The 21,390-nt window shown below is 69.7% G+C and carries 21 protein-coding genes; 9 read left to right on the forward strand and 12 right to left on the reverse strand.

What is annotated here, in order from left to right; genetic code table 11:
- Positions 1 to 52 precede the first annotated feature (52 nt).
- Positions 53 to 853: a TIGR00730 family Rossman fold protein gene (locus tag AB0C84_RS38005; protein WP_361075643.1), complete on the reverse strand. Its 801-nt coding sequence runs from the start codon at positions 851 to 853 to the stop codon at positions 53 to 55.
- Positions 850 to 1,926 (reverse strand): succinyl-diaminopimelate desuccinylase, encoded by a 1,077-nt coding sequence (gene dapE / locus AB0C84_RS38010; RefSeq protein WP_361075645.1) that lies wholly within the window; start codon positions 1,924 to 1,926, stop codon positions 850 to 852. Before dapE ends, AB0C84_RS38005 begins: the two co-directional genes overlap by 4 nt.
- A 33-nt stretch (positions 1,927 to 1,959) precedes the next feature.
- Here dapE and AB0C84_RS38015 point away from each other — a divergent pair, with 33 nt between their 5' ends.
- Positions 1,960 to 2,643, forward strand: a complete 684-nt coding sequence (locus tag AB0C84_RS38015) for a 4'-phosphopantetheinyl transferase superfamily protein (protein ID WP_361075710.1) — start codon at positions 1,960 to 1,962, stop codon at positions 2,641 to 2,643.
- On the opposite strand, the gene AB0C84_RS38020 is transcribed toward AB0C84_RS38015, so the two are convergent.
- Positions 2,633 to 3,469, reverse strand: coding sequence for a 2,3,4,5-tetrahydropyridine-2,6-dicarboxylate N-succinyltransferase (locus AB0C84_RS38020; protein ID WP_258941209.1), 837 nt, complete (start codon positions 3,467 to 3,469; stop codon positions 2,633 to 2,635). The genes AB0C84_RS38015 and AB0C84_RS38020 overlap by 11 nt on opposite strands.
- A gap of 44 nt (positions 3,470 to 3,513) precedes the next feature.
- Between AB0C84_RS38020 and AB0C84_RS38025 the strand changes: the two genes are divergently transcribed.
- Positions 3,514 to 4,431 carry a hypothetical protein gene (locus tag AB0C84_RS38025; RefSeq protein WP_258941210.1) on the forward strand — a complete coding sequence of 306 codons (918 nt, stop codon included), beginning with the start codon at positions 3,514 to 3,516 and terminating at the stop codon, positions 4,429 to 4,431.
- A 13-nt stretch (positions 4,432 to 4,444) separates the two neighbouring features.
- On the opposite strand, the gene AB0C84_RS38030 is transcribed toward AB0C84_RS38025, so the two are convergent.
- Positions 4,445 to 5,401, reverse strand: a complete 957-nt coding sequence (locus AB0C84_RS38030; RefSeq protein WP_361075649.1) for a WYL domain-containing protein — start codon at positions 5,399 to 5,401, stop codon at positions 4,445 to 4,447.
- A gap of 63 nt (positions 5,402 to 5,464) precedes the next feature.
- Between AB0C84_RS38030 and AB0C84_RS38035 the strand changes: the two genes are divergently transcribed.
- The 3 genes from AB0C84_RS38035 (at position 5,465) to AB0C84_RS38045 (ending at position 8,571) form a co-directional block, all read left to right on the forward strand.
- On the forward strand, positions 5,465 to 6,613 hold the full coding sequence (locus tag AB0C84_RS38035) for an epoxide hydrolase family protein (RefSeq protein WP_361075651.1): 1,149 nt from the start codon (positions 5,465 to 5,467) through the stop codon (positions 6,611 to 6,613).
- A gap of 1 nt (position 6,614) precedes the next feature.
- Positions 6,615 to 7,727, forward strand: a complete 1,113-nt coding sequence (locus AB0C84_RS38040; RefSeq protein WP_361075654.1) for a winged helix DNA-binding domain-containing protein — start codon at positions 6,615 to 6,617, stop codon at positions 7,725 to 7,727.
- A gap of 232 nt (positions 7,728 to 7,959) precedes the next feature.
- Entirely contained in the window at positions 7,960 to 8,571 is a 612-nt protein-coding gene (locus AB0C84_RS38045) for a hypothetical protein (RefSeq protein ID WP_361075657.1), read from the forward strand.
- Positions 8,572 to 8,635: 64 nt separating this feature from the next.
- On the opposite strand, the gene AB0C84_RS38050 is transcribed toward AB0C84_RS38045, so the two are convergent.
- From AB0C84_RS38050 to AB0C84_RS38065, 4 genes are all read right to left on the reverse strand, one after another.
- Positions 8,636 to 9,007: a hypothetical protein gene (locus AB0C84_RS38050; protein WP_361075660.1), complete on the reverse strand. Its 372-nt coding sequence runs from the start codon at positions 9,005 to 9,007 to the stop codon at positions 8,636 to 8,638.
- A gap of 99 nt (positions 9,008 to 9,106) precedes the next feature.
- On the reverse strand, positions 9,107 to 9,310 hold the full coding sequence (locus AB0C84_RS38055) for a DUF397 domain-containing protein (RefSeq protein WP_361075663.1): 204 nt from the start codon (positions 9,308 to 9,310) through the stop codon (positions 9,107 to 9,109).
- Complete coding sequence (locus AB0C84_RS38060) at positions 9,310 to 9,504, reverse strand: DUF397 domain-containing protein (RefSeq protein ID WP_361075666.1); 195 nt, start codon at positions 9,502 to 9,504, stop codon at positions 9,310 to 9,312. The genes AB0C84_RS38055 and AB0C84_RS38060 overlap by 1 nt, the downstream gene beginning before the upstream one ends.
- Positions 9,501 to 10,340, reverse strand: coding sequence for a helix-turn-helix transcriptional regulator (locus AB0C84_RS38065; RefSeq protein ID WP_361075669.1), 840 nt, complete (start codon positions 10,338 to 10,340; stop codon positions 9,501 to 9,503). Before AB0C84_RS38065 ends, AB0C84_RS38060 begins: the two co-directional genes overlap by 4 nt.
- Positions 10,341 to 10,493: 153 nt before the next feature.
- On the opposite strand from AB0C84_RS38065, the gene AB0C84_RS38070 reads away from it, so the two are divergent.
- Positions 10,494 to 10,691: a hypothetical protein gene (locus AB0C84_RS38070; protein WP_361075672.1), complete on the forward strand. Its 198-nt coding sequence runs from the start codon at positions 10,494 to 10,496 to the stop codon at positions 10,689 to 10,691.
- A gap of 246 nt (positions 10,692 to 10,937) precedes the next feature.
- On the opposite strand, the gene AB0C84_RS38075 is transcribed toward AB0C84_RS38070, so the two are convergent.
- From AB0C84_RS38075 to AB0C84_RS38085, 3 genes are all read right to left on the reverse strand, one after another.
- Positions 10,938 to 11,198 (reverse strand): DUF6406 domain-containing protein, encoded by a 261-nt coding sequence (locus AB0C84_RS38075; protein WP_361075675.1) that lies wholly within the window; start codon positions 11,196 to 11,198, stop codon positions 10,938 to 10,940.
- A 2-nt stretch (positions 11,199 to 11,200) separates the two neighbouring features.
- The gene (locus tag AB0C84_RS38080) at positions 11,201 to 13,213 is read right to left on the reverse strand and encodes a C2 family cysteine protease (protein WP_361075678.1); all 2,013 of its coding nucleotides are present in this window, start codon (positions 13,211 to 13,213) and stop codon (positions 11,201 to 11,203) included.
- A 199-nt stretch (positions 13,214 to 13,412) separates the two neighbouring features.
- On the reverse strand, positions 13,413 to 15,884 hold the full coding sequence (locus AB0C84_RS38085) for a hypothetical protein (protein ID WP_361075680.1): 2,472 nt from the start codon (positions 15,882 to 15,884) through the stop codon (positions 13,413 to 13,415).
- A 416-nt stretch (positions 15,885 to 16,300) separates the two neighbouring features.
- Here AB0C84_RS38085 and AB0C84_RS38090 point away from each other — a divergent pair, with 416 nt between their 5' ends.
- On the forward strand, positions 16,301 to 17,476 hold the full coding sequence (locus AB0C84_RS38090; RefSeq protein WP_361075683.1) for a glycosyltransferase family 4 protein: 1,176 nt from the start codon (positions 16,301 to 16,303) through the stop codon (positions 17,474 to 17,476).
- The gene (locus AB0C84_RS38095; protein ID WP_258941228.1) at positions 17,455 to 18,729 is read left to right on the forward strand and encodes an MFS transporter; all 1,275 of its coding nucleotides are present in this window, start codon (positions 17,455 to 17,457) and stop codon (positions 18,727 to 18,729) included. The genes AB0C84_RS38090 and AB0C84_RS38095 overlap by 22 nt, the downstream gene beginning before the upstream one ends.
- Here the strand turns inward: AB0C84_RS38095 and AB0C84_RS38100 are convergent.
- On the reverse strand, positions 18,722 to 20,188 hold the full coding sequence (locus AB0C84_RS38100) for an MFS transporter (RefSeq protein WP_258941229.1): 1,467 nt from the start codon (positions 20,186 to 20,188) through the stop codon (positions 18,722 to 18,724). The genes AB0C84_RS38095 and AB0C84_RS38100 overlap by 8 nt on opposite strands.
- 217 nt (positions 20,189 to 20,405) lie before the next feature.
- Here AB0C84_RS38100 and sigJ point away from each other — a divergent pair, with 217 nt between their 5' ends.
- Positions 20,406 to 21,314, forward strand: a complete 909-nt coding sequence (gene sigJ / locus AB0C84_RS38105) for an RNA polymerase sigma factor SigJ (RefSeq protein ID WP_361075686.1) — start codon at positions 20,406 to 20,408, stop codon at positions 21,312 to 21,314.
- Positions 21,315 to 21,390: the final 76 nt, after the last annotated feature.

Below are 21,390 nucleotides of genomic sequence, written 5' to 3' on the forward strand. Positions count from 1 at the left end.
GCCGCCCGGACCTGCATGATCGGGGCCGGTCATGCAGGTCCGCGGCGCGGGGCTACTCCCCGGCGGTCTCCTTGGCCTCGGCCGCGGCGCGGGACTCGATGATCTCCTGCTCGGCCCGGGTGTGGCCCTCAGTGATGATCTTGACGACCTCCTCCGGGTCGTCGGTGAGGTGGAACAGGTCGATGTCCTGCGGCGAGATCTTGCCGGAGGTCAGCATCGACTCCTTGACCCAGTCGAGCAGCCCGCCCCAGAACTTCGTGCCGACCAGCACGATCGGGAAGCGGGTGATCTTCTTGGTCTGGACGAGGGTGATCGCCTCGAACAGCTCGTCCAGCGTCCCGAAGCCGCCCGGCAGGACGACGAAGGCCTGCGAGTACTTCACGAACATCGTCTTGCGGACGAAGAAGTACCGGAACTCCAGGCCGATGTCGAGGTGGTCGTTCAGCTTCTGCTCGAACGGCAGTTCGATGCCGAGGCCGACCGACAGGCCGCCGTTCTCGTCGCAGCCCTTGTTGGCCGCCTCCATGATCCCGGGGCCGCCGCCGGTGATGACGGCGTAGCCGGCATCGTGCAGGCGGGCGCCGATGTCGACGGCGAGCTCGTACTCCGGGGAGTCCGGCTTGGTGCGGGCGCTGCCGAAGACGCTGACGGCCTTCGGCAGTTCGGCGAGGAGGCCGAAGCCCTCGACGAACTCCGCCTGGATCCGCAGCACCCGCCACGGGTCGGCGTGCACCCAGTCGGCCGGGCCGCGGCTGTCCAGCAGCCGCTGGTCGGTCGTCGTCGGGGGGACGGCCCTCCCCCGCAGCATTGCCGGCCCCTGCCGGCGCGAACGGGAATTCACTTCCGTTGTCATGAAGCCACGGTAATGGGACCCTCAAGCCACGTGCGCATACGTTGCTCGCACTCGGCGATGAGGGGGATCTCGACGTACTCGTCCCGCGTGTGCGCGAGGGTGGGTTCGCCGGGGCCGTAGTTGACGGCCGGGACGCCGAGCTCGGCGAACCGGGCGACGTCCGTCCAGCCGAGCTTGGCGCGGACCTCGGCGCCGCTCGCCGCGGTGAACGCGGCGGCCGCCGGGTGGTTCAGCCCCGGGCGCGCGGCGGACGCGCCGTCGGTGACCGTCACCTGGAAGCCGGCGAAGGTTTCCCGGAGGTACGCCTCCGCGTCGGCCAGGGACTTGTCGGGCGCGAACCGATAATTCACGGTAACGACGCATTCGTCCGGGATAACGTTCCCGGCGACGCCGCCCGAGATGAACACCGCGTTCAGGCCCTCGTGGTACTCCAGCCCGTCCACGACCGGGCGGGACGGCTCGTAGGCGCGCAGGACGTCCAGGATCGCCCCGGCCGAGTGGATCGCGTTCGACCCCATCCAGGCGCGCGCGCTGTGCGCCCGCTCCCCCGCCGCGGTGACCTGGACGCGCATCGTGCCCTGGCAGCCGCCCTCGATCAGCCCGCCGGTCGGCTCCATCAGCACGGCGAAGTCGCCCGCGAGCAGCGCGGGCCGGTGCTCCGCGAGGTGCCGCAGCCCGTTGCGCGCGGCCTCGACCTCCTCGCAGTCGTAGAAGACGTAGGTGACGTCGCGGCTGGGCGCCTCGATGGTCGCGGCGAGCCGCAGCGCGACCGCGACCCCGCTCTTCATGTCGGTGGTGCCGCAGCCGTAGAGCCGGTCGCCCTCCACGCGGGACGGGAGGTTGCCGTTCAGCGGGACGGTGTCGAGGTGCCCCGCCAGGACGACCCGTTCGGCCCGCCCGAGATCGGTGCGCGCGACGACGTTGTTGCCGACGCGCTCCACCGCCAGGTGCGGCAGCGCCCGCAGCGCCTCCTCGACGGCCCCGGCCAGGGATTCCTCCCCGCCGCTCACCGACTCGATGTCGACGAGCGCCGCCGTCAGGTCCGCCACGTCCGAGTAGAGATCAAGCCCCATGGTCGAAGGTTATCTATCATCGCGTTCGTGGAGATGCCCGTACTGGAGTGCGCCGTCCACTGGGCGCGTCCCGCCGACGACCCCCGGATGCGCGAACTCCTGGACGACGGGGAGCGCGCCCGCTACGCGCGGTTCCTGCGCGCCGAGGACAAGGCCCGGTTCGTCACCGGGCGGTTCCTCGCGCGGACGGTCCTCGCCGAGGCCACCGGCAGACCCCCGCGCGACCTGCGCTTCACCACCGTCTGCCCCCACTGCGGCGACTCGCACGGCAAGCCGAGGCTGCCCGGCAGCGGCCTGGACTTCTCGCTCTCCCACTCGGGCGACCGCGTCCTGCTCGTCCTGGCCGAGGGCGCCGAGGTCGGGGCGGACGTGGAGCAGGAGAGCGACCGCGACATCGACAACCTCTCCCGGATGGTCCTCACCGCCGCCGAATCGGAAGTGCTGAGCGCCATGCCCGACCGGAAACGCGGCTTCCATGCCTACTGGAGCCGCAAGGAGGCCCTCCTGAAGGCGACGGGCCACGGCCTGGCCGCCCCGATGACCGCCATCCACGTCTCCGGCCCCGACGAGCCCCCCGAGGTCGTCGCCTGGGAGGGCGAGGCGGCCGTCTCGCCCGTCCGCCTCGCCGACCTGGACGCGGGCCCCGGCTACGCCGCCTCGGCCGCCGTGCTCACCGGCCGGCCTCTCAAGATCGCCGAGTTCCCGCTCAGGTGTTGATGCCGTGGTCGCGGAGGATGTCGTTGAGGGACGCCTTGTCGTGGCGCTGCCCCTCCTCCAGCCGCTTGAGGATCAGCACCGCCGGAAGCCCGAACGTGCCGCCCTTGAACTCCTTGTAGCGGGTGCCGCCGACCGCGACGCACCAGTCGGGGACGCGCCCGCGGCTGATCTCCTCGCCGGTCTCGACGTCGATGACCGGCATGGACGCCGACAGGTTCGTGCCCGACCCGACGACGGCGCCGCGCCCCACCCGCGCCCCCTCGACGATCATGGAACGGCTACCGATCATCGCCTCGTCCTCGATCACCACCGGCTTGGCGTTCGGCGGCTCCAGCACGCCGCCGATGCCGACGCCGCCCGACAGGTGGACGTTCTTGCCGACCTGCGCGCACGACCCCACGGTGGCCCACGTGTCGACCATCGTCCCGGAGTCGACGTAGGCGCCGATGTTGGTGAACGACGGCATCAGCACCACGCCCGGCGCCAGATGGGCGCCCCACCGCGCGATGGCCCCCGGCACGACGCGCACGCCGTCCAGCCGCGTCTTCAGCGGGATGCGGTCGTGGTACCGGAAGTCGCCCACCTGGGAGCGCGCCATGCCGAGCACCTTGAAGCTCAGCAGGATCGCCCGCTTGGCCCGCTCGTCGACGACCACCTCGTCGGTCGCGGGGTCGATCTGGGCGACGCGGGCCTCCCCGGCGTCGAGCTGGTCGACGGCGGCGACGATCGCCGCGCGCGCGTCGGCGTCGTCCGGCGTCAGCTCGGCGCGCCGCTCCCACAACTCGTCGATGCCGCCGGAGATCGGGCTGGTGAACGTTTCGGTCATGCCTCCTGAGCTTACTGGTGGCCATTCCCCAGTACTGTCTTCGCGTGGCTGTTTGGGCGAGGTTGAAGGCACGCCCCGAGGAGGGGGCGGGCGGCGGACGGCGCCGGCGCGGCGGCCGCTGGGCCGCGATCCTGTGCGTCGTCGTGCTGCTGGTGGGCGTGGGCGCCTACGTGGCCTTCCAGCGGGCGCGCCCGTACCTGCACGGGTCCGGGTGCGAGGTGCGCACGAGCCTGGGCAAGATGCCGCTCGACCTGGAGCAGGGCGCGAACGCCGCCACGATCGCCGCCGTCGCGTTCCGCAAGCAGCTCCCCGAACGCGCCGTGGTGATCGCCTACGCGACCGCGATCCAGGAGTCCCACATCCACAACCTGCCGAACGGCGACCGCGACTCGGTCGGCATGTTCCAGCAGCGCCCGTCCCAGGGCTGGGGCACGCCGGACAAGCTCCGCGACCCCGTCCAGGCCACCAGCAAGTTCTTCGACGCCCTCGTCAAGGTCAAGGACTATCTCGACCGCGACCTGCACGACGCGGCGCAGAAGGTCCAGCGCAGCGCCGACGGCACCGCCTACGCCCAGCACGAGCCCGACGGCAAGCTCCTCGCGACCGCCTTCACCGGCCGCGAGCCCGCCACGGCCCGCTGCTGGTACCCGCCCGACAAGAAGGCGACGTCCCGCCGCCCCGAGGCCCTCCGCGAGATGCGCCGCGCCTTCGGCAGCCGCCTGAAGGTCGGCGGTCCCGGCCCCCTCAAGGCGGGTGCCCCGTCCGACCCGAAGTCCTGGAACGCGATCCAGGTCACGAACCCCCGCTCGGGCTGGGCGGTGGCGAGCTGGGCCGTGACCCACGCCCAGGCCTACGGCCTGACCGAGGTCCGCTACGCGGGCAAGCGCTGGAAGTCCGACGCCGGCCACGACGGCTGGACGGAGGACAAGAAGGCCCCCCAGACCACCGTCATCGTCCAGTAGCGGAAGAGGCGGGTCAGGGCCGGTCGACGGCGTTCAGGCAGCGGGCGGCCTGCGCGCGGAGAGCGCCCGCCAGTTCGGGCGGACCGGCGGTCAGGGTGAAGTCGGCGTCCACCGACGTGATCATCCACACGAGGGCGGCCGGGGTGTCGGCGCCGACGTGCAGGAGGCAGCTGCGGGCGTCGACGGCCTCGACGACGCCCATGCCCGGCCACACGCGGTCGGCGACGGCCTCGGCGGATTCGTGCAGGGTGACCGTGGCCTGGCAGGTCCACGTCCGGACCGACAGGCGCCGCGCGAGGTAGGCCGCCACGTCGCCGTCCGGGGCGGCGCGGGGCGGGAAGCGCGGACCGGCCGGGAGGCGCGGCCGCATCCGGTCCACGCGGAACGTGCGCCAGTCGTCGCGGTCGCCGTCCCAGGCCACGAGGTACCAGTGGCGTCCGAAGTTGACCACGCTGTGCGGCTCGACCTGGCGGACGGTGTCCCCGCGCGGACCCGCGTAGCCGAACCGCAGCCGCTCGTGCCGGCGGCAGGCGTCGGCGACGGCCATCAGCGTGCCGGCGTCCACCTCGGGGGCGCGGGCGCCGACCCGGACGGTGGCCCGGGCCAGCGTCGCCACCCGGTACCGCAGCCGCGACGGAAGCACCTGTTCGAGCTTGGCGAGCGCCCGCAGGGACGTCTCCTCGATCCCGGCGACGGACCCTCCGGCCGCCGTCCGCAGCCCGAGCGCCACCGCGACCGCCTCGTCGTCGTCCAGCAGCAGAGGCGGCAGTGACGCCCCCGCCCCCAGCCGGTACCCGGCCGCGCCCTGGGTGGCGTGGACGGGATACCCCAGTTCACGCAACCGGTCCACGTCCCTGCGAACGGTACGAGTGGTCACGGCCAGCCTTTCGGCGAGCTCGGCACCGGACCAGTCCCCGTGGGTCTGGAGCAGCGACAGCAGCCTGAGCAGCCGCGCGGATGTGTCCGGCATGACCCCACTATGGCAGCCCGCTTAGGACCGGACCCGTCCTAAGTGCTTCCTAGCGTCGTTCTCATGAGTTCCGACCGGGACATCCGTCCCTTCACCATCGACATCCCGCAGGACCGGATCGACGACCTGAACGCGCGGCTCGCGGCCGTCCGCTGGCCGGACCAGCTTCCCGGGGTGGGCTGGGACCACGGCGTCCCCGTCTCCTACCTCCAGGGCCTCGCCGAGTACTGGCGCACCGGCTACGACTGGCGCGCGCACGAGGCCGCGCTGAACGAACTCCCCCACCACGTCACCGAGATCCAGGGGCAGCGGGTGCACTTCCTGCACGTCCGGTCGCCCGAGCCGGACGCGCTGCCGCTCGTGCTGGTCCACGGCTGGCCCGCGACGTTCACCGAGTTCCTGGACGTGATCAAGCCGCTCACCGACCCGCGGGCGTCCGGGGGCGACCCGGCCGACGCGTTCCACCTGGTCGTACCGTCACTGCCGGGGTTCGCGTTCTCCGGCCCGACGCGCCGGCCCGGCGACGGCGACACCGCGCGCTACGCCGAGGTGGTGGCCGCGCTGATGGACCGGCTCGGGTACGGGCGGTACGGCGCGCACGGCGGCGACGTCGGCTCGTTCGTCTCGCCCCAACTCGGGAGGATGGCCCCCGAGCGCGTCGTCGGGGTCCACATGAACGGGCCGATGACGTTCCCGGCCTGGGACGGGAACGACGACGACTACGACGAGGCCGACAAGGAACGGCTCGCCGTCCTGACCGACCCGTCCGGCGAGCGGTTCGGGTACGCGGCGATCCAGTCGACGCGACCGCAGACACTGGCGTTCGGCCTGCACGACTCGCCGGTGGGGTTGCTCGCCTGGATCACCGACCAGTTCCACCAGTGGAGCGACCCGGCCAAGCGGCTTCCGGAGGACGCGGTCGGCAGGGACGCCCTGCTCACCAACGTCACGCTCTACTGGCTGACCGACACGCCGGCATCGTCGATCCGGCTGTACAAGGAGGCGTCGCAGTGGGGCGCCCCCGCGGAGAGCTCACCCGTCCCCACCGGATGCGCGATCTTCCCGGGTGATCTCACGATCCGGGCGCTGGCGGAGCGGCAGCACAGGATCGTGCACTGGGCCGAGTACGACCGCGGCGGCCACTTCGCGGCCATGGAGGCGCCGGACCTGCTGACCGACGACATCCGCCGGTTCTTCCGGAAGGTTCGCTGACATGGGCGCCCGCGAGGCGCTGTCCGCGCGGGCGCTCAACCGCGCGCTCCTCGAACGGCAACTGCTGCTGTGCCGCGCGGACCTCCCTGTCGTGCCCGCCGTCGAACGGGTGCTCGGCCTCAACGCACAGGACCCGAACCTGCCGTACCTCGCGCTGTGGAACCGGCTGTCGGCTTTCACGATCGATGATCTGACGGTGGCGATCGAGAACCGCGAGCTGGTGCGCTCGACGTCGATGCGCGCGACGCAGCACCTCCTGTCGGTGGCGGACTTCCGGCTGGTCCGTCCGCAGCTCGCGCCGCTGCTGCGCCGGGTGCAGCGCACCGCCTTCGGCCGCCGCACCGCCGGCGCCGACCCCGCCGCGCTCGTCACCGAAGCCCGCGACCTGCTCGCCGGCGGCCGGACGCTCACCCGTCCCGAACTCGGCAGGCTCCTCGCGCGCCGACGGCCGGACGCCGACCCCGCCGCCCTCGGCTGGTCGGTGCAGTACCTCGAACCCGTGGTCCACCCGGCGCCGAGCGGCACGTGGAACGTCCGCGGCGCGACGCCGTTCGCCCGCGCCGACTGGACGGGCGTCCACCGGGAGCCGACGCTCCAGGACGCGTGCCTGCTGGTCAGGCGCTACCTGGCGGCCTTCGGCCCCGCGTCGGCGGCCGATGCCCGCACCTGGTCGGGACTCGGCGGGCTCCGCGAGGTGTTCGACCGCCTGCGTCCCGAACTGCGGGTGTTCGCCGACGCGTCGGGGAGAGAACTCTTCGACCTGCCGGACGCGCCACGTCCCGACGGCGACGTCCCGGCGCCCGTCCGCCTCCTGCCCGAGTTCGACGCGACGCTGCTCGCCCACGCCGACCGCACCAGGATGATGACCGCCGACGTCCGCCGCCGAGTCTGCGACGGCGCCGCCGTGGCCGCCACCGTCCTCGTGGACGGCACGGTGGCCGCCACCTGGACGGCGAAGACCACCGCCGACACCGTCACCCTGACCGTTCGACCATTCCGCCCACTCTCACCGACAGACCGCGCGGCGATCGAGGGGGAAGCCACCAACCTGCTCACCTTCACCCACCCGACCACCCGTCACCGTGTCGACCTGATGCCCATCACTGACGACTGACGAAGAGGCCCGGCGCCGAGCACTGGGTGTCGCAACAAAACGGGCAAAACACGAGGCTCGTCTGCGGAGAGGGGGTGAGTTGGGGTCCCCGGGGGCTTTCGCTTGGGCCCTTGGGCCCTAGGGAGCCCGCCAATCTCTGAATAGCGTTCCGCATGTGCGACCCGCTGGAAGTCGCGCAGTTCTCGCAGACGAATTCGAGAAGGGACCTCGCGGAATGAGGAAATCAGCAGGAGTGGCGGGAGGAATCGTCGCGGCGGCCTTGGTCGCGGGCGGTGTGGCCGCGGTGGCCCCCGACGACGGCCCCGCCGTCGAGCGCGTGGCGGCCACGTCGAGCGAGTCGTCCGGGAAGAAGGCCGGCCAGCGCTGCGCGATGAACACCAAGGTCAAGAAGGGCAAGTTCGTCGGGACCAAGTACGTCAAGCCCAACCGGCATCCGTGGCGGGTCACGGGCGAGGGCCCGAACTCCTACCTGGAGTACTCCGGCGAGGAGAAGGTCTCCAACAAGATCACCAGCAGTCTCAACGCGAGCTACGAGTCGATCAGCGCGAGCGTCGGATTCGAGGTGAGCGCGGAGAAGTCGACGAGACTCTCCTACCGCGTGAAGCTCACCAAGAAGGCCTTCTACACCATCCAGGTCGTCCAAGGGTTCAAGGGCTGGAAGTTCTACGTCTGGCAGGACGTCGGCGAGCTCCGCATGGGCACTCCGCATTCCGGGATCGGCCTCTACTGCGACGTCAGCAAGCGCAACGTCTACCAGGGCGAGGCCGTCGCGTACCAGTTCTGGACGCTCTTCAACAAGTGCAGCTACCGCGCGAAGGGAAAGACCAGGAACTGCTCGGCGTGACACGGCGCGACCCCGGATGACCAGGGTCGCCTGGACCGCCCTCACGCCGTCCAGGCGCCCCAGGTCAGACGTCGCGAGTCGCGCCCTGGCCTGGCTGGGCGTGGTCAGGGCAGAGCGTCTTGATCCATCCCCGCCCGGTCTCGCTGCCCGGCTCGCCGCAGACCTCGCAGGTGCGGCGGGACTCGTCCCGGGCGGCACGCAGGATCGCGCTGACCTGGCTGCCGAGTTCCCTGCTGATGCCGAACTCGCCGGTGACGGGGTCGACGTACGCGCCCAGGTTGACGTCCAGCATCCCCCACTTCTCCTTGACCTGGGCCACCTGGTAGTTCGGCAGCACAGCGAGGAGTTCGGCATGGGTCCGCATCAGGATCCCGCGCCACCCGGGCCCGACATAGTCGAGGTACTCGGGTATCTGCCTGTCGGCCAGATTCGCCATACCCCCGATTCTGCCTGAAGCGCACTGCCGCCCCAACAGCCTCGCGGTTCCAGCGTCAGCTTCCCTCAGGCAACCCGAGCACGTCCGAACTCACGTGACTCAAGCCTGCCACTCACGCAAACGACTCACCAGATCACGAGCCGCAGCCGGTGTAAGCCCGAGCAACGGCCCGCCCGAGTCCTTGGAGTCCCGAACCAGAACCCGCCCCGACACGGCGGCAAGCTCCACACACTCACCGCCCGTCCCGCCGCTGTAGCTGCTCTTACGCCACTCAGCCGATCGCGGGTCCACCTGATTCACCACTACCTCGCACGCACCTGACTCATCAGCGCCCGCGCAGCTTCCATGGCGAGTCCAAGACGGGGGCCGTCCGGGTCCTTGGAGTCCCGAAACAGGAGGCGACCCGACACGACTGCAAGCTCCACGCACTCGCCGCCCGAGCCACCGCTGTAGCTGCTCTTCCGCCACTGTGTGGCCAGAGGTTCCGGGTGCTTCACAGGTACTCCTCACGGGAACGGCTCAGAAGCTGGAAGGTCTCGGCGCGGGAGAGGGCTTCACCCATCACCAATGAGAACCGTACCCCGGCTTTGAAAAGCATGCTCCTACTATCGATCAGCTGCCCGACACCAGCAGCCTCGATGTACATCAGGTCGACTTCATGCGCAAAGTTGAGGAGCATGAAACCGCCTTCCAGCCCGGCTGGCGACGCTCGATCGTATGGCAATACACGCAAGTCCACGTCGAGGGACTGTTCGAGACCGATGAGATGGTCGAGTTGCTCCACCATTATTTTGCGGCTTCCCACCGGACGATGCAAGACCGATTCATCCAGCACAAATATCGTCATCGGCGGGTTCTGGCGTGTGAGAATCGACTGGCGCTCCATGCGCCCGGCAACCCGGGCATCCAGCGTCTCCACCGTATCTCCCGGCATCATGAGCCCTCTGGCGTAGCTCTCTGTCTGGAGCAGGCCAGGAACGACCTGAGCAGCAAAACATCGGATGCCGATTGCCTGGCTCTCGTGGCGGAGGTAGGCGTCGAAGCCGGGCAACAGGACGCGGTGGCGGCCGGCGCGGCGGATGGCGGTGTGGATGCGGTGGAAGTGGCCGTCGTCCTGGTCCCAGCCGTCGGTCTTGAAGTAGGTGTCCAGGTCGAGGGCGGTCTGCTCGGAGACGGTCTTGTCCGTCTTCTCCAGTTGGCAGATCCACTGCGGGGTGCAGCCTAAGGCGTTCGCGAGCTGGCTCTGGGAGAGCTTCGCGCGCTGGCGCGTCCTGCGGAGCTCTTCACTGAAGTAGATGCGCAGCGCATCGGGGTCTTGCTGGTCACTGGCCATGACGGGGGCCTCCGGCACTCGGTTGGCGGGGGCGTCGGGGGGTGGACGTCCAGTTACAACAGCTTCGTTGCCGACAGTAATCGCCCGAGCGCAATCTGTCCCATGAATCCAGCGAACGCCGACGAACTCGGCCGTGAAGGGGCAGGTCAGCGCATGAAAGACACGCGAACGGCGGAGATCGAGCGGGACTTCCCCGCCTGGATGGTGTGGACGTCCCAGCGGGGCGAGTACTGGGGCGCGGTTCGACGCGATCCGAGGTCGAGCCTGCCCGCGACCGTCATAGCGGACTCCGAGAGGGAACTACGCGAGGCGCTGGCCGCTCAGCCGTCCGCCGGGGAGCTGAGCCGATGAACCCGGCCGCCGGCCTGACGCACTGGATCCCCGGCTTGCAGGTCTGGTACGGCATCTACACAAGCTCCTGGTGGGCCTTCATCCCCGGCCCCCTAGACCACCTACTCGAAGCACCATCCCCCGAACTCCTCGCCCAGCACCTCACCTCACTCTCCATGCGAGCCACTGGACGCCGCCTCACCCCAACCCGGTGACGGCAATGCAGCCCTAAAAGCACATGAAGCAGCCACGCGCCGCCTAGAAGCGCTATTCAATCTTGGAAAAAGCAGCACCCAACCTCCCACCTCCGATCTCTTCGATACGATCAACCTTCCAAGTCTGACCTCCGACCGGAAAAGTGTCACCAAGGCGCAGGGTGAACTCATTCTCCCCCTCATCCTTGACGAAGAGAATCACCTCCGAGGAATCACCGTCTTCTCCCATATTCACGTCGACCAGGCCCATCTTTACCCCACCTTCCAGGTGGGCCTGAGTTCCTTCTTGAAGAGCGACATTCTGATGTGCCACGATTACTCCAATGTTGTATAGCGCGGCCGTGCTTCGCGTTTGAACTCTTGGACCGTCATCGCCTCAGGATGCTTTTCACCCCACGGATTGCGCAGATGAAACTTTCCCTGGTCATCTATCTTGGTGACCTCGTAGGCGTGATTGGCGCGAAGCCCTTTCGGGAGCTTCGATTCACCCTTACGCTTATCGCGAGTTCCCACCAGCACGGGCTTTCCGTCGGACAGCTGTTGGGCGATCTCGTCACGAAGCTGGCGATCAGCGCTGCGCCCCCGTTTATCATAGCCACTAGGGAACTGTACAGTCTTGGCCGGAAGTCCCGTGAGCTGCGTGAGCAGTTCAGCTCGTTCGCCTGGGCTGCTACCCCGATTCAGTCGGACATATCCCTTCGGGGATTCTCCAGAGTTGCCCTGCGCCTCCCGGAGCCGCTTCACCTTGCCCCAGCGTTCGGCACTCCATGTCTGATCCCATCCAGCGACAGCCTTCTCCAGCACCGGAGCCCAAGCCGTATTCTCCATGATCGGAGCGAAGGCAGGCATGCCGGGCGCGGCGTCTAGTACTGGCAGATCGGGTGTGAGGGTGAGCGTGATGGAAGCACCGGTCGGCTCGTACCGCTGCCTGGCCGCTGAGTATTTTGCCTCATGCAGACGTACCTGATAATTACCGTCGCCCGTTTCGGATACGCATGCACGAATGGCCTCAGGACGGTGCCCGGCGACCGCCCCCAGGGTTGCGACGATGCCGCAATCACCTAGGCCTCCTTGTTCTGCCTGCTCACGCTTAGGCGTTCCCTTGAAAAGCGGTGTCCGTGTTCCGTCGTCCCGATCTAGCGGCGTTCCATATCGGTCCGGCGTGTATCGGGGATCTTGTTCTGGGTCCTGGAAGTCCGGGCGGTCGACCAGACCTTCCAGTTCTCTGGGGCCATCACTTCGATTCAGCTTGGCAGCAAGCCTTCTCAGCTGATCTGGTATTCCGCGTTCGAGGACGTCATCGTAGAATTCGGCCCTCCGCCCGTTGTCGTCGGCTGGTTCTTCACCTGAGATCCTTCGCCCTAGGTCGTCTGCCACGTCGGTCGAGCCATCGAGGCTCGCCGTGCCGTCCGGCTCACCGGTCGGCCCCGCGCTGAGGTCGTCACCGGGCAAGTCGCCCGGTTGCCCCTCGGGCTCCTGGGCGACACCTTCCGCCATGTCGCGCTCGCCCTCGCCGTCCAATTCCGAGGGAGGCGGCGGTTCATCGCTTCCCGACTTCTGGTCCTGCTGAGGACTTGGCGCCTGCTCCTGCGGACGCTCGGTCTCAAAGCTGCCGTTCTCCGGTGGAGAAGGAACAGGCTCAACGGCGGGCTCTGCGGGTGGCAGGCCGCTGGTGTCCGTGGTTTCGGTCCTTTGCGAGCCGCTCTCCGGCTGGACGTGTTCGCGGGCGCGGGCGAGGCTTTCACGGCGGGACGGCTGGTGTGGGGAGCCAGGGTTGTCGGCCGGCAGGGTGTGCTGCTGTTTCGGAGAGACCGGTTCGTCGGGCGTCTCGGGTTTCTCTCCAACGCTTTTGGTCTGTGCGTCAGCGAGCTTGCCGTCACGGTCATCTTGCGACTCGCCGCCGCTTGGCTCCGCGTCGGTCTGCCCGGCCTTCTCGCTCTCGGAGTGCCCTTCCTCCCCGCCCTCGCCCCGCTCGGACTCCTCGCCGGACTCGGAGCCGCCTGCTTCCACGTCCGGCTTGGCCGTGTCCTCTTCCCCGTCAGGGGCCTCGGGGCCGCTCGGCTCTTCCTTCTCCTTACCGCTGTCGGCCTGTGGGGAGGAAAGCTTGTCGTCGTGTTCTTCCGGCCCTCGGGAACCGCTGTCTTTGACCGCTACTTGTGATGTCCCGCCCTCTTGCGGGGCAGCTTCCCGGGCTCGGGCGAGGCTTTCGCGGCGGGACGGGTAGCCAGGGGCACCGGGAGTGTCACGCGGGGGCGCGGGCGGCTTGTCAGGCGGATCCGGCCGGTCGGTGTTCTCGACTTTGGTATCGGTCCTGGTGGGATGCTCCATGCCCACGCTGCGTCCCTTCCCCGAGATGTAACCGGCACCGGTTCGCCTCGCCTCATGCAAGCCTGGGCCACCGATGCCGAGCAGGGCCTTCGACCGGTCGTACCGACGTTCATGAAAGCGCGAATCCGCCGGGATTGCACGTTTCGTTGAGGGGGAAGCTGCCCGGCACTGTGCGGGCGGACGGCTGTCTGGGACGGTTTCAGGTGTAGAACACGTCCATGCCGAGATTCTGCGCGTGGACGGTCGTGAACTCGCCGTTCATGCGTATCGCGGGCGCGACCAGTTCGGGCCCGGCGGTCCCCTCGCGCGGAGGGTGGCGCCGTTGGTAGGCGCCGGAGATCGTGACAAGGCTGAGCGCGTGGATGCAGAAGATCAGCGCTAGCTCGTCATCGGAGGTCCAAGGGGAATCCGCGGGGAGCCCTTCCCTCGCTCCGGCGCGCCATTGGTCGAAATCTTGCGCCAGCCTTTTGTCGATCTCGTACACCTGCGCGTCGGGGCTCGGCGCCAGGCCCATGAGCCTGGCCACGGCTTCGACGATCGCCGGGGTGACGGTGACGATGCCGCCTGCCGTGACGCCTACCAGGATCTCTTTTATCCTCTTCGTCCAGCGCTCTCGGGGCGATCCTTCGAGCGCTGCCCGGACGGCTTCCTGAAGGTCTTCGAGGCTGACGGAGAACTCGGGCTCCTCCTGCAGCCTGTCTCCGAACTCGACGGTGCTCGTCCCCTCATCGTGATCGCCGTCGGCGAGATGCCATGCCTCGATGAGGCGCAGGAGTATGCGGTCTTGATGGTCGGGGGCCGGGCGGCTGAGGTCCTTCGTCGTCATGTACCGATGGACCGCGCCCGCCAGCCGTTCCGAATCCTCGATGTCCGACGCGTCGACGGCCGGAATGCCATCGTTCAGCCGAGCGCCCAGGACTCTCTTCCAGAGGTCCGAATCCTGTGGGGGGCGGTGATGGGTCGATGGCGGTATCCACAGCTCGTCATCACTTCGCGGCTCATCGCCACGACCGTCCGACGTGCTGGAACGATGCGTTACCGCGATCACTGCCGCCACGTAGACGACTTGCGCGGTGGCCGCCACTCCGATCGACGCCAGCCACAACTTCAGGACCGGCGCCATCAGAGCCGGGAGGAGCAGAGTTGCCAGGTCGGTCCGCCCGGCGTCGGCGTCCTCCTCCCCGGCGGCCAGCCGTTCGGCGAGCCTGCTGCGCTTCGCGCTGTCAGCGATGGCCTCGTGGAGGTCGGCCAATTCTCCGCTGTCGGCCAACGGGGTGAGGACGTCAACCGCATAGCTCGATGCCCGGATTTCGGCCAGCAGTTGTTCGGCGTCGTCCCGGGCGAGCAGTTCCTCGATCAGGACCTCGCTTGCGGGGCTGCCGCACAGGTCCGCCAGGAAACGCCTGCTCGGCCCGGTGGAGAGCAAGTGCCGGCCGAGCAGGAGGAACCACCGATCGTCGATCATCTTCCTGAGGAAGGAGGCGCCTTCGTCGGTGGCGGCGAGAAGGCGTGCGAGTTCCCGCCCTCCTTCGGCGTGGGCGATGGCCCGGAGCACCTGTTCCGTGCTTTCACTGCCGGCCAGATCGATGAAGATCCGCGAAGCCCAGTCCCAACGTCGGCACAGCAGCGAGGTCGAAAGACTTCGGCCTGCCTCGCAGGCGGCCAGGCTCTCCAGGATTCTCCGTCCTGGGCCGGACGAGGCCAACCCGTGGTTGAGGGCCCTCAACGGAACCCCTATGAGGGGGAAGGAGAAGACGACGGAGTCGGCTGGTCCGTCCGCGAGTTTCGTGGCGAGCATATCGCTGTAGCCGTTCTCGACCAGGGACTCGGCCAGCGCCGCGAAGTCGAGCCTCCTCAACGCGGACTCGACTACCAGGTCACCTGCTTTGGTCTCGCTGAGATGGTCGGCGAGTTCCTCGGAGCGAGGAAAGAAAAGCGCTCTTTCGATGAGCGGCTTGAAGGAAGTGGGACTCACGGACAACGACCTGAGGTCGTATCGAAAGTCCGAACGCGGCCTCGCAGAAGGCGCCGGACCGGCGGCACTCGCCCGGATGGCTGCGAGCTCACTGGAGTCCTGGGCCGAGGCGTCCTCTTCTGATCGGGTCTCGAGAAGAGAGATCAGCCTATTGCGAAGCATCGGCTTCTGCGGCAGCCCGTCCGCGATCAACGCCAGTGACGACCGCGTCCGATCGATGGCCTGGTCGAGATCGCGCCGGTTCCGGAGTGCCGCGAATCTGGATTCATGTGTCAGCGCGAGATTGGCCAGCAGAACCGGCAGAGCCGGATGGACGTCGTACAGCAGATCTGACACGTCGGACGCGAAATCGATGGCGGCCTGTTTCAGCGGTTCGTCTTCACCGGTGCCCACCTGCGCAAGGAAGTCGTTGGCGAGAAAGGCGAGATAATGCTTGTCGAACTCCAGGCCGGCCCGTCCGTCGATGTGCCGGGCCATCAGGGAGGTCGCGTAGACGAACTCGAGGTCATCGCTTCCTCGCGATCTCGCCTTCGCCCGGCACCAGTGGAACCCGCCCGCCAGCTGGATCATCGGGAGCGGCAGGCCGTCGCGTAAGACGTCCGGGGAATGAACCAGGGACACGAGCTCGCCGAGCGCTTCCGGCCGCGTGATCGGCACGGCGTCGCCCGCCTCGAACTGCTCGATCCTCCGGTTCAACGAGACCGTCGTAGCATCTGGAGACATGTGCCGATCTCCGATCCGCGGATTGATCGACTTCGGACGCCCGGAAGACGATCTCAGTCCACCATTATCCGGATAAGCCTACGATACCTGACTTTTACGAGATCAGGGAGCAGTCGCGCGGTTCCCTGCGACCGGCGCGGGCCGCGGGCGGAGGGAAGCGGAGCGGGACGCAGGCCGCGCGGATCACAAAAGGCGGGCCGGCTCGACGAATGAAGGGTATCCCGCGCCCCGCCGTTGACCTCGTCATGACATGTTCATATGACAAGCCCGGCCGTCCTTTACCTTCGGTTAGGGGGTCGCAAGTCGTGTCGGCCGTCCTTGACGGCGACATATCGGCTCGTGGCCTGGTGGATTGGTTGGGGGGCGGCTGGGCGGGAAATCGTGGACCCATGGAGATACCGCGGACGTTGGTGCTGACCGGGCACTTTCCACCGGAGCCCGGCGGTGTGCAGACGTTCACGTGGGAGCTGGTGCGGCGGCTGCCCGCCGAGCGGCTGGTCGTGGTGGCGCCCGCGTGGGCGGGGGCCGCGGAGTTCGACGCCGAGCTCGGGTTCCCCGTCGTCCGGCGGCACGCTTACCTGCTGTTCCGGGGGCTGCGGCGGCTCGTCGCGCGGCACCGGGTCGAGGCGGGGTGGATCACGGCGGCGGCGCCGTTCGGGATGTACGCGCCGCTGGTGCGGGCGGCCGGGGTGCGGTGGCTGGTCGGGTCCGCGCACGGGCAGGAGCTCGGGTGGTTCCGGGCGCCGCCGACGCGGGCGGCGCTCAGGGCGGCGGCGCGGTCGTTCGACGTCCTCACCCATCTCAGCGCGACCACGCTGCCGGAGCTGAGGGACGCCGTCGGGGACCGGACGCGGCTGGCGCGGCTCGCCGGGGCCGTGGACACCGTGCGGTTCCGGCCGGGGATGGACGGGTCGGCGGTCCGCCGCCGGCACGGTCTCGGCGGCGGGCCGGTGGTGCTGAGCGTCGCGCGGCTCGTGCGGCGCAAGGGCCACGACATGCTGATCCGCGCGTGGGCGGACGTGGTGCGGCGGCGTCCGGACGCCCGGCTGGTGATCGTCGGGGACGGTCCGATGCGGCGCAGGCTCGTCGAGATGGCGGACCGGGAGGCGCCGGGGGCGGTCACGGTGACCGGGCCCGTTCCCGCGGCGGAACTGCCGCGCTACTACGCCGCCGCCGACGTGTTCTCGCTGCCGTGCCGCGACGACCGGGCGGGGCTGCAGACCGAGGGGCTGGGCCTGTCGGTGCTGGAGGCGTCCGCGTCGGGGCTGCCGGTGGTGGTGGGCCGGTCCGGCGGCAGCCCCGAGTCCCTGATCGACGGCCGGACTGGGGTCCTGATCGACGCCACCGGCCCGGACGAGATCGCCCTGGCCCTGCACCACCTGCTCGGCTCCCCCGCGCACGCCGCCGCGATGGGGGCGGCCGGACGGCGGTGGACGTGCGAACGCTGGAGCTGGGACGCCGGCGCGGCCCGGCTCGCCGCCCTGCTGGAGGGTTCCGTCCCCGACGCGCCGCCGAAGCACGACACACCGGGGATGGAGCCCGCATGGGACTCAGGGAGCAGCTGAACAAGCGCGACTTCCGGCGGCTCATCCTCGGCCAGACGGTGTCCTCGTTCGGCGACTGGATGGGCACGCTGGCGCTGATGTACTTCGTGCTGGAGCTCAGCGACTCCACGACGGCGGTCGGCGGCGTCCTGGTGCTGCGGCTGCTCCCGTCCGCGCTGGGCGCGCCGGTGGCGGCGCGGGTGGTGACGCGGTGGCGGCGGCGGAGCGTGCTGATGTGGGCGACGCTGGTCCAGACGGGCATGGCGGTGGCGCTGCCGATCGTGCCGTGGCTGGGGTGGGTGTACTTCTGGGCCTTCATGATCGAGGTGGCGGGCCTGATCTTCCTGCCGGCGCGGGACGCGTCCATCCCGTTCCTCATCGAGGAGGAGGAGAACCGGCACGACACCGGCACGCTGGAGATCGCCAACGGCATCACGATGGCGACCTCGTACGGGATGATCCCGGTGGGCGCGGGGGCGTTCGGGCTGATCCTGTACTTCTCGCAGCACATCGGCCTCGGCACCCACTGGCGCTACGTGGCGGTGTTCTGGCTGGACGCCCTGACGTATCTGGCCTGCTACTTCGCCATCCGCTCGATCCCCGACCTCGGTCCGGGACCGGCCGAGCGGCGGGAGGTGGAGCGCACCGGTGAGGAGGCGACGACCCGCGGTCTCCTCGCGGCGCTGCGGCTGCCCGTGGTGCGCGGCGTCCTGCCGGGGGTGGCGGTGGTGTCGCTCGGGCTGGGCGCGCTGTTCTCGCTGGGCGTGGTGTTCGTCCGGAACGTCCTGGCCGCGGGGCCGCTGGAGTTCGGGACGCTGGTGGTGCTGTTCGGGGTGGGCGCGCTCGTCGGCCTGCTGATCATCCATCGCAAGGTGCGGAACCTCGCGGTGCAGGTCCGGGTCGGGACGGCCGTGCAGGGCGTGGTGATCTTCTTCATGGCCCTGCTGGGGTCGGTGGCGTGGGCGTTCGTCGGGGCGGTGCTGTTCGGCGCGGCCGCGACCAGTGCCCTGGTGGGCGGCATCACCTACTTCCAGGAGGCGCTCAGCGGCGTCAACCGGAACCTGGCGCTCACGGCCTTCCACGCCGTCCTGCGGTTCGGCCTGGCGCTCGCGGCGCTGCTGGCGGGGGCCGCGTCCGACCTTCTGCGGAAGGCGGGCGCGACCCCGCTCGGCCTCTCACCGTCGCAGTTCGCGCTGGCGGCGTCCGGGCTGATCGTCCTGTTCGGGGCGGCCCTGATCCGGGTGCCCGACGGCGACGGCCCGTCCTCTAGGTGACCGGCACGGGGCCGTCCTCCTTCTCCGGTTCCAGGGCGGACGCCTCGCCCCGGCTGTTGGCGGCGCGCAGGGCGACGACCGCCGCGGCGACCAGAAAGAGCGAGCTTGCCAGCAGCGCCCGGGAGAACCCGCCGGTGAGCGCCTCGGGCATCGGCCTGCGGTCGGCGAGCAGGTCGCCGGTGCGGGCGGTGGCGACCGCGGAGAAGATCGCCAGGCCGAGGGCGCCGCCGATCTGCTGGGACGCGTTGAGCAGCGCCGCCGCGACCCCGGCCTTGTCCGGCGGGACGTTGGCGTTGGCCGCGGTGGTGACGGCCACGAAGGTGAACCCGAGCCCGAACGAGGTGACCATCAGGCCGGGCAGCAGGTCGGTGAGGTAGTGGCCGTCCACCGGGATGCGCGACAGCAGGTAGATGCCGGCGGCCGCGAGCAGCAGTCCGGCGATCATCACCGGGCGGGTCCCGGCGCGTCCGATCAGCGGGGCGGACGCGCCCGCGGCGACGCCGACGCCGGCGCAGAGCGGCAGGTAGGCCGAGCCGGTCTCCAGCGGCGAGTAGCCGAGGACGTTCACCATGTACAGGCTGAGGAAGAAGAACATCGACAGGAACCCGGCGACCGCGACGAGCTGGGTGACGTCCGCGGCGGCCAGCCCCCGGATCCGGAAGATCGACAGCGGCAGCAGCGGGTTCCGGCTGCGCTGCTCGTTGACGAGGAACGCCGCCAGGATCGCGGCCGCTCCGGCGAGGCCGCCGATCGTGCGTCCCGCGTCCCAGCCGACCTCGGGGGCCTTGACCAGGGTGAACACCAGCAGCAGCATCCCGCCGGTGACCAGGACGGTGCCGAGCGCGTCGAAGCCCGCGAGCCGGGCGGCGCGCCGGTCGCCCTCGACGAGCAGGAACAGCCCGGCGATGACGATCACGCAGACGGGGACGTTCACGAGCATCACCCAGCGCCAGCCGGGCCCGTCGGTGAGCAGCCCGCCGAGCAGGACCCCGGCGGCCGAGGCGCCGCCGCCCACGCCGCCCCACACGCCGAGCGCCTTGCCGCGGTCGCCGCCCTCCTTGAAGGTGGTCGTGAGGATCGACAGGGTGCCCGGCAGCATCAGCGCCGCGCCCGCGCCCTGCGCGAGCCGCGCCACGATGAGCGTCCCGGACGTGGTGGCGAGCCCGCCCGCGATCGAGGACAGCGAGAACAGCGCGGTGCCCGCGACCACGACGCGGCGGCGTCCGAGCAGGTCGGCGAGACGCCCGCCGAGCAGCATGAACCCGCCGTAGGTCAGCAGGTAGCCGGACGGCACCCACTGCAGGTCCTGGACGGAGAAGTCCAGGTCGGCGCGGATCGCGGGCAGCGCCACGTTGACGATCGAGGCGTCGATGAAGTCCAGGAACGCGATGGCGCACAGCAGGGTCAGGGTGATCTTGCCGCGTCCGGTCGCGAGGAAGGACGGAGGGGAGTCGCTCATGAGACCTCCGGTCGGTGGGCCCGTGCCCGGCGGCCGCCGGGGCACGGGGAGCGCCAGGTTCCCCTGGCCGCTTCGTTCCGCGACCCATGAGCGGATCGGGCGAAGGGAGTGTGACGCGGCGGGACGCGAATGAGGTCCAGGTCACATTTCGTCGGCGGATGTCACATTCCGAGGCCCTGCCTTGCTCTGAGTAGGGAGCGCACAGGAGGGCCGAGCCATGTCCGAGAGCACCACGGACGACACCGCGACGCTGGTGTTCGCCGCGCACCGGGAGCTGCTGTTCTCGGTGGTCTACAACATGCTCGGGAGCGTCGCCGACACCGAGGACGTCCTTCAGGACACGTGGCTGGCGTGGGCGGCCCGCAGCGCCGCCGGCGCCCCAGGGGAGATCGAGAACCCGCGCGCCTACCTGGTGCGGATCGCCGTCAACACGGCGCTGTCGCGGCAGGCCGCTATCAGCCGCCGCCGCGAGACGTACGTGGGGCCGTGGCTGCCCGAGCCGCTGGTGGCCCGCGACGACGCGGACGACCCGGCCGAGCGCACCGAGGCGGTCTCGATGGCGCTGCTGGTCGTCCTGGAGACGCTCACGCCGCTCGAACGGGCGGTGTTCGTCCTGCACGAGGTGTTCGGCTACGCCCACACGGAGATAGCGCCGATCCTGGACCGCAGCCCGGCGGCGGTCAGGCAGCTCGCGCACCGCGCCCGGGAGCACGTGCAGGCCCGCCGTCCCCGCTACCAGGCGGACCCGAAGGTGCAGCGGCAGGCGACGGAGCGGTTCCTCCAGGCCGCCCTCGGCGCCGACCTGGAGGCGCTGATGGAGATCCTCGCGCCGGACGTGACGCTGTGGACGGACGGCGGCGGCAAGTCCAAGGCGACCTCGGCCCTGCGTCCCATCCAGGGGGCCGACAGGGTGGCCCGCGCCATCGCCGGGACGACCGCGCGCAGGCCCATGGAGCTGGACATCATCTACCGGACCGTCAACGGCGACCCGTCCGCGGTGCTGTTCAACGAGGACGCGCCGTTCGCCGTCATGGTGCTCGACCTGGACCCGGACGGCCACCGCGTCCGCGGCGTCTACGCCGTCACCAACCCCGACAAACTGGCCCACATCGATGAGGACGACTGACCCGGCACTCCACCGCCCGCGAGAACTCAACCAAACCAGTCGGAATAGTTGACTTTATGCGCGGGGCCGTGCTTCG

Origin of the sequence: Actinomadura sp. NPDC048955, assembly GCF_040649435.1 — a bacterium.
In the GTDB taxonomy this organism is placed as follows: Bacteria; Actinomycetota; Actinomycetes; order Streptosporangiales; family Streptosporangiaceae; genus Spirillospora; species Spirillospora luteofluorescens.

Excerpts from the sequence above, each read along its gene's own strand:
- AB0C84_RS38035 (WP_361075651.1), top strand. The coding sequence starts at position 5,465 with ATGAGTTCCGACCGGGACATCCGTCCCTTCACCATCGACATCCCGCAG.
- AB0C84_RS38100 (WP_258941229.1), bottom strand. The coding sequence starts at position 20,188 with ATGAGCGACTCCCCTCCGTCCTTCCTCGCGACCGGACGCGGCAAGATC.
- AB0C84_RS38080 (WP_361075678.1), bottom strand. The coding sequence starts at position 13,213 with ATGGAGCATCCCACCAGGACCGATACCAAAGTCGAGAACACCGACCGG.
- AB0C84_RS38065 (WP_361075669.1), bottom strand. The coding sequence starts at position 10,340 with ATGGCCAGTGACCAGCAAGACCCCGATGCGCTGCGCATCTACTTCAGT.
- dapE (WP_361075645.1), bottom strand. The coding sequence starts at position 1,926 with ATGGGGCTTGATCTCTACTCGGACGTGGCGGACCTGACGGCGGCGCTC.
- AB0C84_RS38030 (WP_361075649.1), bottom strand. The coding sequence starts at position 5,401 with ATGCCGGACACATCCGCGCGGCTGCTCAGGCTGCTGTCGCTGCTCCAG.
- sigJ (WP_361075686.1), top strand. The coding sequence starts at position 20,406 with ATGTCCGAGAGCACCACGGACGACACCGCGACGCTGGTGTTCGCCGCG.
- AB0C84_RS38090 (WP_361075683.1), top strand. The coding sequence starts at position 16,301 with ATGGAGATACCGCGGACGTTGGTGCTGACCGGGCACTTTCCACCGGAG.
- AB0C84_RS38040 (WP_361075654.1), top strand. The coding sequence starts at position 6,615 with ATGGGCGCCCGCGAGGCGCTGTCCGCGCGGGCGCTCAACCGCGCGCTC.
- AB0C84_RS38050 (WP_361075660.1), bottom strand. The coding sequence starts at position 9,007 with ATGGCGAATCTGGCCGACAGGCAGATACCCGAGTACCTCGACTATGTC.
- AB0C84_RS38005 (WP_361075643.1), bottom strand. The coding sequence starts at position 853 with ATGACAACGGAAGTGAATTCCCGTTCGCGCCGGCAGGGGCCGGCAATG.
- AB0C84_RS38070 (WP_361075672.1), top strand. The coding sequence starts at position 10,494 with ATGAAAGACACGCGAACGGCGGAGATCGAGCGGGACTTCCCCGCCTGG.
- AB0C84_RS38020 (WP_258941209.1), bottom strand. The coding sequence starts at position 3,469 with ATGACCGAAACGTTCACCAGCCCGATCTCCGGCGGCATCGACGAGTTG.
- AB0C84_RS38095 (WP_258941228.1), top strand. The coding sequence starts at position 17,455 with ATGGGACTCAGGGAGCAGCTGAACAAGCGCGACTTCCGGCGGCTCATC.
- AB0C84_RS38015 (WP_361075710.1), top strand. The coding sequence starts at position 1,960 with ATGCCCGTACTGGAGTGCGCCGTCCACTGGGCGCGTCCCGCCGACGAC.